Below are 14,594 nucleotides of genomic sequence, written 5' to 3'. Positions count from 1 at the left end.
ACCATTTTAATGACGACATTAATTAAGCCGTGATGTAACTCTCCCCGCCACCACCCTGAGACCCGAAGGGGCAGACCGTGTCGAGACGACACCTCGCGATACTCACCGCGACCGTCCTGGCCGCCGCGTCGCTCACCGCCTGCGGCTCCGGCGACGAGTCGGGCGAAGACAGCAAGACCCTCACCTACTGGGCCAGCAATCAGGGCGCCAGCCTGGAGGCCGACAAGGAGATCCTCCAGCCCGAGCTGGACAAGTTCGAACAGCAGACCGGCATCAAGGTCAACGTCGAGGTCGTGCCCTGGTCCGACCTGCTCAACCGACTGCTGGCCGCCGCCACCACCGGGCAGGGCCCGGACGTGGTGAACATCGGCAACACCTGGTCGGCGTCCCTGCAGGCCACCGGCGCGCTGGTCGAGTTCGACGACGCCACCCTCGACAAGGTCGGCGGTAAGGACCGTTTCGTCCCGGCCGCGCTCGCCGCCGCCGGCGCACCGGACAAGCCGCCGGCCGCCGTGCCGCTCTACAGCCTCGCCTACGCGCTCTACTACAACAAGAAGTCCTTCGCCGACGCCGGCATCACCACCCCGCCCACCACCTGGGAGGAGATGGCCGAGGTCGGCAGGAAGCTCACCGGCGACGGCAAGTGGGGCCTCGCCGTGGAGGGTGCCAACCCGTCGGAGAACGCCCACCACGCCTTCACCTTCGGTCAGCAGTACGGCGGTGACTGGTTCGACGCCGCCGGCAAGCCGACGTTCGACACGCCGCAGAACGTCGCCGCCGTCAAGCGCTACGTCGACCTGATGGCCGTCGACAGGATCGTCAATCCGAGCAACGCCGAGTACGCCCAGAACCAGTCCGTCTCAGACTTCGCCAACGGCAAGGCCGCGATGCTGCTCTGGCAGGCCGCGGGGGCGAACCTGCAGTCACAGAACATGGCGGCCGACGCGTACGGCGTGGCCCCGGTGCCGTTCCCGGCCAACCCGCCGGCCGGTGCCAAGCGGGTCAACAGCATGGTCGCCGGCATCAACATGGCTGTCTTCAAGCACACCAGGAACCTGGACGGGGCGCTGGAGTTCGTCAAGTTCATGACCAGCGACGCCGAGCAGGTCACGCTGAACAAGACGTACGGCTCGCTGCCGGCGGTCAGCACCGTCGCCGCCGATCCCGCCTTCGCCGCCGACGAGCAGAAGGTCCTCGCGCAGACCCTGGCCACCACCGCGGCGCCGCTGCCGCAGGTGCCCGAGGAGAGCACCTTCGAGACCCTGGTCGGCACCGCCATCAAGGAACTCTTCGCCGACGCGGCCAGCGGCAGGCCGGTCACCGAGGACAGCGTCCGGGAGAAGCTGACCCGGGCCCAGCAGCAGATGCGCTGACCACGGACCGCTGGCCGTGGGAGGTGCCGCCGACCCTCCCACGGCCAGCCCGCGAAGGGACCTCGATGGCAACCACCACCTCGCCGCCCAGAACCGCCGCAGGCCGCACCGGCGACGCCGAACCGCCGGCCAGGACCAGGGCCCGCCGGCCCCGCCGGTCGCTGCTGCCGTACCTGCTGCTCGCCCCGGCCGTCGTGCTGGAGTTGGCGATCCACGTTGTTCCGATGCTCGTCGGTGCCTGGATGAGCCTGCTGGAGCTGACCCAGTTCCACATCCGCGACTGGTCCGGCGCCCCCTTCGTCGGGCTGGACAACTACCGGGTGGTGCTCGACGTCAACTCGGCCGCCGGGGCCGAACTGCTGCGCTCCTTCCGGGTCACCGTCGTCTACACGGTGCTGTCGGTCGGCCTGTCCTGGATGCTCGGCACCACCGCCGCCGTGCTGCTGCAACGACCGTTCCGGGGCCGGGCCGTGCTGCGGGCGCTCTTCCTCACCCCGTACGCGCTGCCCGTCTACACCGCGGTGATCACCTGGACCTTCCTCTTCCAGCGGGACACCGGACTGGTCAACCACGTCCTGGTCGACCAGTTGCGCCTGGTCGACGAGCCGCCGTTCTGGCTGATCGGCGACAACAGCTTCGTGGCCCTGCTGATCGTCTCGATCTGGCGGACCTGGCCGTTCGCGTTCCTCTGCGTGATGGCCGGCCTGCAGAACATCCCCGACGAGCTGTACGAGGCCGCCGCGATGGACGGCGCCGGCTTCTGGCGGCGGCTGCGCTCGGTGACCCTGCCGATGCTGCGCCCGGTGAACCTCGTCCTGCTGCTGGTGCTCTTCCTCTGGACCTTCAACGACTTCAACACCCCGTACGTCCTGTTCGGCGGCTCCGCCCCGGCCGAGGCCGACCTCATCTCGCTGCACATCTACCGCAGCTCCTTCCAGACCTGGGACTTCGGCACCGGCTCGGCCATGTCGGTGGCGCTGCTGCTGTTCCTGCTCCTGGTCACCGCCGGCTATCTGCTGCTGACCAACCGACGGAGGAACGATGCGTGAGACCGCCGCCGAACGCTGGTCCCGCCGGATCGTGCTGACCCTGCTCGCCGGCTTCGTGCTCGTCCCGCTCTACGTGATGGTCAGCTCGGCGATCAAACCGTTGCAGGACGTGCAGGGCGCTTTCACCTGGTGGCCCCGGCGCCCCACGATGCAGGCGTTCGTGGACATGTGGTCGACCGTTCCGCTCGGTCGCTATCTGCTCAACAGCCTGCTGGTGGCCAGCGTCGCCGCCGTCTTCTCGGTAGCCGTGGCGATCTTCGCCGCGTACGCGGTGAGCCGCTACCGGTTCCACGGCCGGCAGGTCTTCTCGGTGACCGTCCTGTCGACCCAGATGTTCCCCGGCATCCTGTTCCTGCTGCCGCTGTTCCTGATCTACGTCAACCTCGGCAACGCCACCGGCATCGCGCTCTACGCCAGCCGCACCGGCCTCATCATCACGTATCTGACCTTCTCGTTGCCGTTCTCGATCTGGATGCTGGTCGGCTACTTCGACTCCATCCCGCGCGGGCTCGACGAGGCCGCGCAGGTCGACGGCGCCGGCCCGCTGCGCACCCTGTTCCAGGTGGTGCTGCCGGCGGCGGTGCCCGGCGTGGTCGCGGTGACCGTGTACGCCTTCATGACCGCCTGGGGCGAGGTGCTGTTCGCCTCGGTGCTGACCAACGAGGACAGCCGCACCCTCGCCGTCGGTCTGCAGGGTTACTCCACCCAGTTCAACGTCTACTGGAACCAGGTGATGGCCGCCTCCCTGGTGGTGAGCGTGCCGGTGGTCGCCGGGTTCCTGGCGTTGCAGCGCTACTTCGTCGCCGGCCTCACCGCCGGAGCGGTCAAGTGAGCCCGTCCACCACGAGAACCGAGGAGAAATCGCCCGTGCCGGAGCTGTCCACGCTGCCGTCCGACTTCCTCTGGGGTGTCGCCACCTCGGCCTACCAGATCGAGGGCGCCGTCGCCGTCGACGGCCGGGCGCCCTCCATCTGGGACACCTTCTGCACCCGGCCGGGCGCCATCGACAACGGCGACACCGGAGAGGTGGCCTGCGACCACTACCGCCGGTGGCCACAGGACGTGGCGCTGATGCGGGACCTCGGCGTCGGGGCGTACCGCTTCTCGGTGGCCTGGCCCCGGGTCCGGCCCGACGGTGTCGGCCGGGTCAACCCGGCCGGCCTGGACTTCTACGACCGCATGGTGGACGCCCTGCTCACCGCCGGCATCCGGCCGTACGTCACCCTCTACCACTGGGACCTGCCGCAGGCGTTGCAGGACCGGGGCGGCTGGCCACGCCGGGAGACCGCGGAGGCGTTCGCCGAGTACGCCGCCGTGGTCGCGGCCCGCCTCGGCGACCGGGTGACCGACTGGTGCACCGTCAACGAGCCGCTCTGCATCGCGTGGATCGGCCACCTCGAAGGTCGGATGGCTCCGGGTGAGCGGGACCTGACCCGTGCCGTCTCCGCCGCCCACCACGTGCTGCTCGGTCACGGGCTGGCCACCGCCGCGATCCGTGCCCACGCGTCCCGGCCGGCGTCGATCGGCCCGGTGCTCAACCTCAGCCCGATCGACGCGGCCAGCGACCGCCCCGCCGACGTCGCCGCCGCCCGGCGGATGGACGGACACGTCAACCGCTGGTGGCTGGATCCGTTGCACGGTCGCGGCTACCCGGGTGACATGATCACCACCTACGGTGTCGAGCCGCCGGTACGCGGTGACGACCTGACGGTGATCGCCGCACCGGCCGACTTCCTCGGCGTCAACTACTACTTCCGGCAGGTGGTGGCCGACGACCCGGAAGGCCCCGCACCGTACGCCCGGCAGGTCCGGGTGCCCGGTGCGGCACACACCGCGATGGACTGGGAGGTTCACCCCGACGGCCTGGAACGGCTCCTGGTCGAGGTGAGCCAGGCGTACCCCCCGGCTCGGATCCTGGTCACCGAGAGCGGCTCGGCCTGGCCGGACGAGGTCACCGCGGCCGGCGCCGTCGACGACACCGAGCGCACCGAGCACCTGGAGCGGCATCTGGCCGCCTGCGCGGCGGCGGTCGGCCGGGGCGTGCCGCTGGCCGGCTATTTCGCCTGGTCGCTGCTGGACAACTTCGAATGGGCGTACGGCTACGACAAGCGTTTCGGTCTGGTGCACGTCGACTACGCCACCCAACGTCGGACGGTGAAGGCAAGCGGTCACCGCTACGCCGAGCTGATCCGCACCCACCAGCGGCGCGCCGCGCCGGCGGACACCGTCGCGGCGCGCGGATAGGCGGGCCGACGGGGCCCGGGACGCCCCGGGTGCCGCGCCGGGCGGCACCCGGGGCACCGACCCGCCTCGGACCCTCGTCATCATGTCGACGCGGGCCGGAACCGCCAGCACCTCACCACGACGGATCGGTCCCGTCAGTCGCTGAACTCTGCGCGAACCACGGCGAAGAGTGCCCGCTGAGGTCAGCTTCCGGAGCGTCGACGTCACACCTGCGCGCTACCATCGCCGCCGGTTCGTTGACAGGAGGGGTCCGCATGGTCCAGGACCAGGTCGTCGAGTTCGTCGACAGGAACCTAGCGGGGGCACGGTTCAACAGGTCGACGTTGGCCGGGGCGGTGATGCGCGGCGTCGACGTACGAGGGCTCGATATCGACGCACCCTGGTTGACGGACGGGGCACTGCTGGTCAACGGGGTCGACATCGTGCCGTTGGTCGAGGCCGAACTCAACCGGCGATTCCCGGGGCGGGAGCTGAGGCAGGCCGAGGACCCGGAGGGACTGCGGGCGGCGTGGGCGGCGCTCGAACGGGCCTGGGCGGGCGCGGTGGACCGCGCGACCTCCATGCCGGCCGGTGCCGTCGACGCCTCGGTCGATGGCGAGTGGTCCTTCGCACAGACCCTGCGCCACCTCGCGTTCGCCACCGACGCGTGGCTCGGCAAGGCGATCCTGCGCCTGCCCCAGCCCTTCCATCCGCTCGGGCAGCCACATGCCGAGTACGAGACGGACGGCTTCGACATGTCGATCTTCGCAACGGAGCCGCCAAGTCTTGCCGAGGTGCTCGACCTGCGTGCCGAGCGGCAGGCCATGGTGCGTGACTTCCTCGCGGCCGCCACGCCGGAGCAACTCGCCGAGCCTCGACAGAACCCGTGGTCACCCCAACATGAAGCGTCGGTCCTGGACTGCCTTCACGTGATCTTCGACGAGGAGTGGGAGCATCTCCGCTTCGCCCTGCGTGACCTCATGACGATCGGCACTGGGCGGGCCAACGGCTGACGCGATGTACTGAGCCCGCCCGAGTAGGCAGAGAGGCGGGAAGAACCGCGTGACCTGGTGGACGGGCACCGCCGGTGCCGTGCTGTTCGTGCTGGTGTTCCTCATCGACGGCTGGCGCCGTCCGGACTACGTGTCGGCGCGCCTTCCGATCAGCGCCTTGGCGCTCGGCCGACGAGGCTGGATCCAGACGGCGAACTTCGTCGTCTCCGGCTCCGCGATCACGGTAGGGGCGGTCGGGGTGGTCGTCGAGGGGCCGAGCACCCTGCTCGGTGTGGTCCTGACGGTCTTCGGGCTCGGCCTCGTCGCATCCGGGTTGTTCCGGATGGACCCGATGCTCGGATATCCGCCGGGCGCTCCGGCCGGGATACCCGACGAGCACAGCGTCCAGCACCGACTCCACGACCTCGCTGGTGCCGTCGTCTTCCTGTCCCTGCCCCTCGCCGCGGCGATCGGGGCGTTCACGCTGCCCGGGACGTGGTGGCGGATCATCTCGGCCGGTCTCGCCGTCGCGCTGTTCGTCGGGCTCAGCTGGTTCGGCAGAGCGTGGGAACAGGCGTCACCGCGCCTCGGCCTGATCCAGCGCGCCGTGGTCATCCCAGGATGGGGTTGGCTCGCCGCCCTCTTCACCGCGCAGGCGCTCGGCCTGAGCGGGTAGCGGGCGCGGTGCTCGTGCGCGCTATCGGGGCAGGACCTCCACGTACCCGCCGGTGGCGTGCACGCGGATCCTCGCCCCGTCGGGGATCAGCCGGGTGGCGTCCGCGACACCGAGGACGGCCGGCAGGCCGTACTCGCGGGCGATCACCGCCCCGTGTGTCATCAGTCCGCCGACCTCCGTCACCAGGCCGGCGACGGTTACGAAGAGCGGCGTCCAACTGGGGTCGGTGTGGGCCGTGACGAGGATGTCGCCCGGTTCGAGATCGGCCTGGGCCAGATCCAGGATGACCCGGGCCCGCCCTTCCACGGTCCCGGTGGAGACCGGCAGGCCGACCAGGGCGCCCGGCGGCACGTCGTCGCGTCGGTACGCGCCGACGATGGCCTCACCGTCCGAGGTGAGCACGCGGGGTGGCCGGAGGGCCTGATACGACCGGAAGGCGTCTCTGCGTTGCCGGATGAGCCGGTCGTCGACCCGGCTCGTACGCACCACGTCGTGGAACTCCTGGAAGGTGAGGAAGAAGACGTCCTCCTGATCGCGGATCACGTGCGCCCGCACCAGGCGCTCGGCCTCTCCCAGCAGGGCCTGCTTGTAGGCGAAGTAGCGGCAGATGATGTCGTACTTCGGGTACTCCCGGTAGCCGATGAAGGTCCGGACCCGGTCGATCATCCGCTCGGCCTCGGCGGCTCTGCGCTCCCCGTCCGGCAGCGCCCGCAGGCGGGACAGCACCTCCTGCTTCTTCTTCTCCGCCACCTGCCGCCCGTGCTCGTGCAGCCGTCCTGCCGCACCCGGCTCGAAGTTGCTGACGTTGTCGAGGAGCGCGGGAAGGAGAGCGGTGGGACGCTCGCCCCACCGTGGCCTCGTGATGTCGATCTCGCCGACGCAGCGCATGCCGTACCGGTCGAGATAGGTCTCGATGGCCTCGCGCGCCTCGGCTCCGCCCGCGACCTTCGGCAACTCGTCCAGGAAGCGGTCGTCCCGGACGCTGCGCAGGAACGCCACCACCTCCGGATGCGGGCGGATCACGTCCGCGACGTCGAGCAGCGCCAGCCCCATCTCCGACGTCACGTTGCCGGGGGCGGAGAGCGTGAGCGTGTCGGCCGCGTTCTGCTCGCCAAGCCAGTCGTGCAGCTTGTCGTTCAGCCACCAGGTGGCCGCCATCCCCGCCATGATCGCCTGCATGCTCAGCGGGTCACCGAGGACTCGTTTGTGTTCCTCGAAGGCATTCAACAGGAAGTCGAAGAGCGCCGGCCCTTGCAACGTCGCGATGTCGCGGCGCAGGGCGGCGACGGATGCCTGGCTGCGCTCGATCAGCCCGGTGACGATGGCCGGATCAGTCTCGATCGGGGCGGTCGCGCCGCCGGCCGGCACCTGGTCCGGACCTGCGTCCGGAAGCGTCGGGACGAAGTCGCCTCGCTCGAGGACGGTCTCCAGCGCGTCCCTGACCAGCGGATCACCCGTACCCATGACGTCCAGGAGGCTGGCGCGGCTCGCGGGTGCGGCCAGGCGCCGGGTGACGTCGACGAACAGCCTCCCGCCAGCCTCGTGCATCGGTGCCATGGCCGTCAGCTGCCACATCGACAGTCCCAGCGGTTTCATGGCGTCGGTCATCATCTGCTGATGACCGACCGAGACGTAGACGTGGTTCTCCCGGTCGCTCGCCGCCGGCACCGGGAACAGCGTGGTGATCGGCCGGCTCTGCACGACCTGGACGGTGTCATCGACCAGGCACCATTCGATGTCCTGCGGGCAGCCGAAGTGCGCCTGGATCCGCTGGCCGAGCTGCGCGAGCCGCACGACCTGCGGATCGGTCAGCGCCGGCTGCTCCTGGCGCGCCGCCGCGACCGCCTGTTCCCGCGTCCCGCCTTCCGGTCGGGCGTGGACGGCCCGCTGCTTCGTGGCGACGGCTCTGGCGACGATCTCACCGTCGCGCACCGTGAACACGTCCGGGTTCACCAGCCCGGATACGAGGGCTTCCCCGAGACCGAAGCCGGCCTCCACGCGGGCCACCTTCCGGTTGCCGGTGACGGGGTCGGCCGTGAAGAGGACGCCGGCCGCGTCCGCAGGCACCATCTGCTGGACGACCACGGCCATCTGGACCGTACGGTGATCGATGTCGTTGCGTTGGCGGTAGGTCACGGCCCGCTCGCTGAACAGCGACGCCCAGCACCGGATGACGTGCTGGAGGACCGCGGTCGGGCCCACGACGTTGAGGTACGTGTCGTGCTGGCCGGCGAACGAGGCCGTCGGCAGGTCCTCGGCGGTCGCGCTGGATCGGACGGCGTAGGCGGCCCGCCCGTCGAACCGCACGACCGCGTCGACGATCGCCGCCGCGAGATCATCCGGAACGGTGAGCCCTTCGATGGTGCGCCGGAGCTCCGCGCTGAGCGCGGAGATGGCCTCCCGGTCGGCCGGGTTCAGCCGGGACAGCCGATCGAGACGATCGCCCACCGACGGCACTTCCCCCATGATCCGCTCGAACGCCCCCGTGGTCACACAGAAGCCGCCCGGTACGCGGACGCCGTCGACGCGCGACAGCGCCCCCAACTGCGCGCCCTTGCCGCCCACCAACCCGACCTGCGTCTGGTCGATCTCGTGCAGGCCCAGCACGTACCGCTCGGTGATCTCGTCCGTCGACAACGTCTGCACGTCGTGTCCCCACCCCTTCGTCGGTACCGAGTCCGGCCGACGATTCTGCGGCAGGACCGGGGTCTTGCCACAAGCCCCCGGGTGGGATATACGTTAGGAGTGGCAGGGAGTTGCATCTTCCTGCCTTTCCTTTTTGGCCCTCCTTTCGTCCGCCGCGCCCGCGGCCGTACGGTTCGTGGACGGGTCAGCGGCCCTGGAGCGCCTTGACGTTGTCGCCGAAGGTCCAGCCCTTCGAACCGTCCCAGTTGATCGACCAGGTCATCAGCCCCTTGAGGCCGCCCCGGTAGGTGTTCCACGCCTGTGCCACGGCCGCGGGCGCCAGATGGCCGCCACCGGCACCGACCTGGGCCGGCAGGCCGGGAACCTGCTTGTCGTACGGGACGCGGATGGTGGTGCCCTGCACGACCAGCCCGGCGTTCAGGCAGTCGGTCTGGGCGACGAAGCCCTGCACGGTGCCGGCCGGGTACGAGTCGCCGGAGCAGCCGTACATGCTGCCGTTGTAGTACTGCATGTTCAGCCACCAGAGCCGACCGTTGTCGGCGTACCTCTTGATGATCGGCAGGTAGGAGCCCCAGATCGAGCCGTAGACGACGCTGCCGCCGGTGACGTACGCCGTCTCCGGTGCCATGGTGAGCCCGAACCCGGCGGGCATCTGGGCGAGGACCCCGTCGATGATGCGGATCAGGTTGGCCTGGCTGGTGGAGAGCTGGTTGATGTTGCCGCTGCCGGTGAGGCCGGTCTCGATGTCGATGTCGATGCCGTCGAAGTTGTACCGCTTGAGGATCGGCACGATGGTGGCGACGAACCGGTCGGCGACCGCGGTCGAGCTGAGGTCGATACCGGCGGTGGCCCCGCCGATCGACATCAGGATCGTCAGTCCGGACGCCTTGGCCCGACACATCTCGGCGGGGGTGGGCACCTTGACCGTCGCGTCCATGCCGTCCTGCCAGAGCACCGTGCCGTCGGAGCGGATCACCGGGAAAGCGGTGTTGACGACGTTGTAGCCGTGGGCGGGGATGCGGGAGTCGGTGATCGGGATCCAGCCCAACGGCGGATGCACGCCGTTCGCCGCGCCGTCCCAGTTCTCCCAGTAGCCCTGGAGGACCTTGCCGGCCGGCTTCGGCCTCAACGCGCAGGTGTCCGGGCCGGGCGGGGGAGTGCTGGTGGGCGACGACGTCGGGGTCGGTGTGGGCGTCCGCGTCGGGGTGGGTGACGGCGTCGACGTCCGGGTCGGGGTCGGCGTCGGGTTCGGGGTGCCGTCACAGGAACCGAGATCGCTCCAGAGCGACGGCGTGGCGGCCGGGTTCCAGCCCGCGCCGACGTGCGCGGTGTGCGTCACCAGCGCCTGGTAGGTGCGGCCCGTGTAGGTGACCCGACTGCCCGCCGGGTAGGTGTTGCCCTCGGTCCACACCGGGGCGGTGCAGGCCGCCGCGAGGGCGGGTACGGCGGCCGGGGCGGGAGCGGCGGCGTGGCTGCCGGTGGTCGAGGGGGCCGTCGGACTGCCGGCGGTCGGGGTGGCCGCGAGGCTGCTCGTGGTCGGGAGGGCCGCGGCGGCGGCAAGTAGGGCGATGGTGGCCAGCAGGGCCGAGGGCCTGGGTCGACGTCGCATGGCATGCCTCCTCATCGATGGAGAGGAGGCTATCGTTAACTTTGTTAAAAGTAAATGTTCGCCGGCGTCCCGGCAAAGCCGGGGGATTTTACCGATTCAAGTTTCGGCTGGTCGTGTTGAAGTGGGTCATCGGCGGCAAGCGGCCCCGCGTCGAAGGGATGACCTATGAGGAACCTCCGAAGGCTGGCACATCTCGCGATCGTGGGCGGTGCGCTCGCCTTGGTCGTGGCCTGCGGAAACGATGCCGGCTCTGGTTCTTCGAACCCGGGGGACAGCCCCGGGGCGGCCAGGACCGCGGACGGGGCGGGGGAGGGCGCTGTCGACGACATCGCGGCTCCGAAGGGCGACGAATGCGAACGTCTCACCGGCGACGAGGTTGCCGAGGTGATCGGTCAACACGACGGCGGCAGGCATGACTTCCAGCTCGGCGGGTGTGTCTGGACGGCGACGTCGGGCGAGAAGGACGGCCTCGTGGAGGCGATCCACGCGTCGGTACTGCCTCAGGACCAGTACGAGGCGGTGGCCGAGACCGGCGAGCCCGTGAGCGGCTCCGCCGATGGCGCGAGCTACAGCGACCTCTATGGCGAACTGTGGTTCCCCTGCCGCGGCGGCGACTTCTGCGGCATCAAGGCCAACATCAGCGACCCGGACCGGCGCAAGGAGGTCGCGTTGCGCTTGGGCAAGGTGCTGCAGGGCCGCGTGTAGGACCGGCAGCACCCAGCTTGCCCGCCGGGCCGGCGCGCTTCAACCGTCGCATCCGGCTCCGGCAACCGTCGCGCCCGGCCTGCCACGGTACGACCTGAGTCGAACCGGGTGGCCGGGCGCGCCGTTGACGATCAGCCCTTCACCGCTCCGGTCAGGCCACCGACGATCCGGCGTTGGAACAGGCTGAAGAACACCAGCGCCGGGAGCATCGACAGGGAGGTGAACGCCAGGACCTTTGCCGTGTCGACCGAGTACTCCGAGGCGAAGGCCTGCACGCCGAGGGGCAGTGTGAAGGTCTCCTCCCGGTTCAGGATGAACAGCGGCAGCAGGTAGCCGTTCCAGCTCTGGATGAAGGTCAGGATGGCCACGGTGATGACGCCCGGCATGGCCAGCGGGAGCACCATCCGCCAGAAGAAGCCGAGCCGGCCGCAGCCGTCGATCGACGCCGCTTCCTGGATCTCGTTCGGAATGGCCCGGACGAACGGGACCAGGATGATGATCGTCATCGGGATGCCGAACCCGATCTGCGGGAGGATCACTCCCGGCAGGGTGTTCATCAGTCCCAGGCTCTTGATCAGGATGTACAGCGGCGTGATCGCCACCGTCATCGGGAACATCAGGCCGGCGGCGAAGAGCGAGAACATCGCCCCCCGCCCCCGGAACCGGTAGCGCGCGATGATGAAGCTCGTCATGAGACCGAGGGTGACCACACCCGCCGTGGTGAACAGGGCGACGAGCGTGGAGTTGAACACCTGGCGCCAGAAGACCCCACCGGTCAGCACGTCGAGGTAGTTCTCGATCTGCCACGGGCTCGGCCACCCGGCCGGGTCGGTGGTGATCTGCGCGTTCGTCCGGAAGCCGCCGAGGATGATGTAGATGACCGGGGCCAGCATCGTCCCGATCAGCAGCAGCGCGATGAAGTACACCGACGGATTTCCCCACGGCAGCCGCTGACTGGCTCGGCGTGCCCGGCGTCCGGCTATCGCAGTGACGGCCATCAGCTTCTCCCTCCGGTGATCGCGCCGTCGGTGTCCCGGCGCAGGACGAACCGCTGGTAGAACAGGGCAGCGACGAGCGAGATGACGAACAGCACCACGGCGACCGCGTTGCCGTAGCCGTACTCACCCGCGGTTCGGCCGTTGGCGACCATGTAGGTGGCCATCGTCGACGTGCCGGCGGTGTCCGCGATGTACTGGCCCCAGATGATGAAGACCAGGTCGAACAGCTGCAGCGCGCCGATCATCGACAGGAAGGCCCAGATCCGGATCGTCGGCCCGAGCAGCGGCAGCGTGATCCGACGCTGGATCTGCCAGTACGACGCCCCGTCGATCGCCGCCGCCTCCCTCAGCTCCTCCGGGATGCCCTGCAACCCGGCGAGGAAGAGGATGACGGCGAAGCCGATGTACTTCCAGGTGAGGATGCCCATCAGCGTCCAGATCGCGATCTGCGGGTCGGACAGCCACTCGTTCTGCAGCCAGCCCAGCCCGATCTTCGCGAGCAGCGCGTTGACGACTCCCTCACCGTGCAGCATCAGGCTGAAGCCGGTGCCGACGACCACTTCGGAGATCACGTAGGGAACGAAGACCAGCACCCGGATGAGGGTCTGCCCCCGCATCTGCCGGTTCAGCAGCAGGGCGAGCAGGACGGCCGCCGGACCCTGGAGCAGCAGCGACAGCACCACGATAATGCCGTTGTGCCGCAGGGCGGCGAGGAAGGAGCTGTCCTCGAAGATGAGCAGGTAGTTGCGGAACCCGACGAACTCGGTGGGTGGGCCGTACCCCTGCCAGCTGAAGAAGCCGTAGTACCCGGCCATGGCGACGGGGAGGATGACGAACGACAGGAACACGATCAGTGTCGGTCCCGTCATCAGCGCGATCTCCAGCCGGGCCGGCCAGCCGATGCCTCTGCGTCGGCGGCGCCCGGCCGGGGGCGACACGGCAGGCGTGTCACCCCCGACCGTCGTCAGACCCGGTGACGGGTCCGGCGCGAGCCGTACGCTCTCGTGTTGCGTTTCAGACATGGCGGTTGAACTACTGCGCCCTCTTGGCGGCGTTCTTGACCGCGTCCACGATGCTCTGCGGGTCGCCCTTGCCGGCCAGCATGTTCACCACGGCGGTGTTCAGGGCGTTGCCGACGTTCTGTCCGTAGACCGTGTCGAGCCACTGCGAGACGAACGGCGCCTGGTTGTAGGCGGTGAGGATGGACTGCAGGTGCGGCTCCTCGACCGCGGCCTGCGCCTCGCTGTTCACCGGCGGTGCGTTGAATGCCTCGTAGTAGGCCTTCTGCACGTCGGTGCGCGCCATGTAGTTCAGGAAGTCGCCGCACGCCTTCTTGGGGGCCTGCGCCGAGCAGGAGTATCCGTCCACGCCGCCCAGGATCGCGCCCGGCTCACCCGCGCCGCCCTCGACGCTGGGGAAGGGGAACCAGTCCAGGTCGGGCAGCGGCTTCTCGTCCGGGGTCAGCGAGCCGATGACGCCGGGGTTCCAGGCGCCCATCAGCTCCATCGCCGCCTTGTGGTTGGCGAGCAGACCGGCCGAGCTGCCGGCGCCCTGCTGGGCCGACGTGGTCAGGAAGCCGTTGTTGAACGGTTGCGTGGCCGCGAAGTCCTGCACGCGCTGACCAGCCTTGAGCCAGCAGGGGTCGTCGAAGTTCATCGTCTGGCCGGCCTGGGTGATGGTCTGCGAGCTGCACTCGCGCAACGCGAAGAAGTAGTAGTAGAAGGCGGCCGGCCAGGCGTCCTTGGCGCCGAGTGCGATCGGCTGGACGTTCGCCGCCTTCAGCTTCGTCACGGCGTCCTGCAGGTCGGCGAGGGTGGCGGGCGTCTGCGTGATGCCCGCCTTGGCGAAGAGGTCCTTGCTGTAGAAGAAGCCACCGGGCAGGACCGCCACCGGCATCGCGTAGACCTTGCCCTCGATCGTCTGGGCCGTGAAGGACCCCTCCGAGATCACCTTCTTGGTGTCCTCGGTGATCGAGTCCGTGATGTCCATCAGCTGGCCGGCCTTGACCATCGCGGCCATCTTTCCGCCGCCGCGCTGCATGAACACGTCGGGGGCGTCGCCGGAGTTGAGCGCGGTCTGGAGCTTGCCGTCCAGGTCCTCGTTCTGGATGGACTGGATCTGGATCTTCACGTTCTGGTTGGCGGCCTCGAAGTCGGCGACGGTCTTCTCCCAGAAGGCCTTGCCGGGCCCGGTGCTGGCGTTGTGCCAGAAGGTCATCGTGACCGGACCGTCACCGCTGTCGTTGCCCGATTCGCCACCACCGCAGGCGGCCGTTGCCAGGACGCCCGTCGCCAGGGCTACCGACACAGCCAGTAGTTTTCTC

The 14,594-nt window shown here is 69.3% G+C and carries 12 protein-coding genes; 7 read left to right on the top strand and 5 right to left on the bottom strand.

The features are described from left to right. The first annotated feature begins 77 nt into the window (after positions 1-77). The 6 genes from SM447_RS19545 to SM447_RS19520 all read left to right on the top strand — a co-directional run bounded on the left by SM447_RS19545 (position 78) and on the right by SM447_RS19520 (position 6,313). A complete protein-coding gene (locus tag SM447_RS19545) occupies positions 78-1,373 on the top strand; it encodes an ABC transporter substrate-binding protein (protein ID WP_474574271.1) in 1,296 nt (431 codons plus the stop codon). 65 nt (positions 1,374-1,438) lie between these two features. Then, entirely contained in the window at positions 1,439-2,422 is a 984-nt protein-coding gene (locus tag SM447_RS19540) for a carbohydrate ABC transporter permease (protein ID WP_474574270.1), read from the top strand. Next, positions 2,415-3,254 carry a carbohydrate ABC transporter permease gene (locus SM447_RS19535; RefSeq protein ID WP_474574269.1) on the top strand — a complete coding sequence of 280 codons (840 nt, stop codon included), beginning with the start codon at positions 2,415-2,417 and terminating at the stop codon, positions 3,252-3,254. The genes SM447_RS19540 and SM447_RS19535 overlap by 8 nt, the downstream gene beginning before the upstream one ends. Positions 3,255-3,289: 35 nt before the next feature. Further along, positions 3,290-4,666, top strand: a complete 1,377-nt coding sequence (locus SM447_RS19530) for a GH1 family beta-glucosidase (RefSeq protein WP_474574268.1) — start codon at positions 3,290-3,292, stop codon at positions 4,664-4,666. A gap of 254 nt (positions 4,667-4,920) precedes the next feature. Further along, positions 4,921-5,658, top strand: coding sequence for a DinB family protein (locus tag SM447_RS19525; RefSeq protein ID WP_474574267.1), 738 nt, complete (start codon positions 4,921-4,923; stop codon positions 5,656-5,658). Between the two features lie 49 nt (positions 5,659-5,707). Continuing rightward, a complete protein-coding gene (locus tag SM447_RS19520) occupies positions 5,708-6,313 on the top strand; it encodes a DUF998 domain-containing protein (RefSeq protein ID WP_474574266.1) in 606 nt (201 codons plus the stop codon). Positions 6,314-6,334: 21 nt separating this feature from the next. Here the strand turns inward: SM447_RS19520 and rph are convergent, their stop codons facing one another. Together rph and SM447_RS19510 are read right to left on the bottom strand one after the other, a co-directional pair. Then, positions 6,335-8,959: a rifamycin-inactivating phosphotransferase gene (gene rph, locus SM447_RS19515; protein WP_474574265.1), complete on the bottom strand. Its 2,625-nt coding sequence runs from the start codon at positions 8,957-8,959 to the stop codon at positions 6,335-6,337. 184 nt (positions 8,960-9,143) lie between these two features. Then, complete coding sequence (locus SM447_RS19510; RefSeq protein ID WP_474574264.1) at positions 9,144-10,568, bottom strand: glycosyl hydrolase family 18 protein; 1,425 nt, start codon at positions 10,566-10,568, stop codon at positions 9,144-9,146. A 165-nt stretch (positions 10,569-10,733) separates the two neighbouring features. Between SM447_RS19510 and SM447_RS19505 the strand changes: the two genes are divergently transcribed. Further along, complete coding sequence (locus tag SM447_RS19505; protein WP_474574263.1) at positions 10,734-11,273, top strand: DUF3558 domain-containing protein; 540 nt, start codon at positions 10,734-10,736, stop codon at positions 11,271-11,273. A gap of 131 nt (positions 11,274-11,404) precedes the next feature. Here the strand turns inward: SM447_RS19505 and SM447_RS19500 are convergent, their stop codons facing one another. From SM447_RS19500 to SM447_RS19490, 3 genes are all read right to left on the bottom strand, one after another. Then, on the bottom strand, positions 11,405-12,271 hold the full coding sequence (locus SM447_RS19500) for a carbohydrate ABC transporter permease (RefSeq protein ID WP_474574262.1): 867 nt from the start codon (positions 12,269-12,271) through the stop codon (positions 11,405-11,407). Then, positions 12,271-13,140 carry a carbohydrate ABC transporter permease gene (locus SM447_RS19495; protein WP_474574261.1) on the bottom strand — a complete coding sequence of 290 codons (870 nt, stop codon included), beginning with the start codon at positions 13,138-13,140 and terminating at the stop codon, positions 12,271-12,273. Before SM447_RS19495 ends, SM447_RS19500 begins: the two co-directional genes overlap by 1 nt. A gap of 163 nt (positions 13,141-13,303) precedes the next feature. Further along, positions 13,304-14,578, bottom strand: coding sequence for an ABC transporter substrate-binding protein (locus SM447_RS19490; protein WP_474574260.1), 1,275 nt, complete (start codon positions 14,576-14,578; stop codon positions 13,304-13,306). Between the last annotated feature and the right edge of the window lie 16 nt (positions 14,579-14,594).

The organism is Micromonospora aridisoli (genome assembly GCF_056150025.1).
This window is presented reverse-complemented; position numbering and strand designations above follow the sequence as displayed.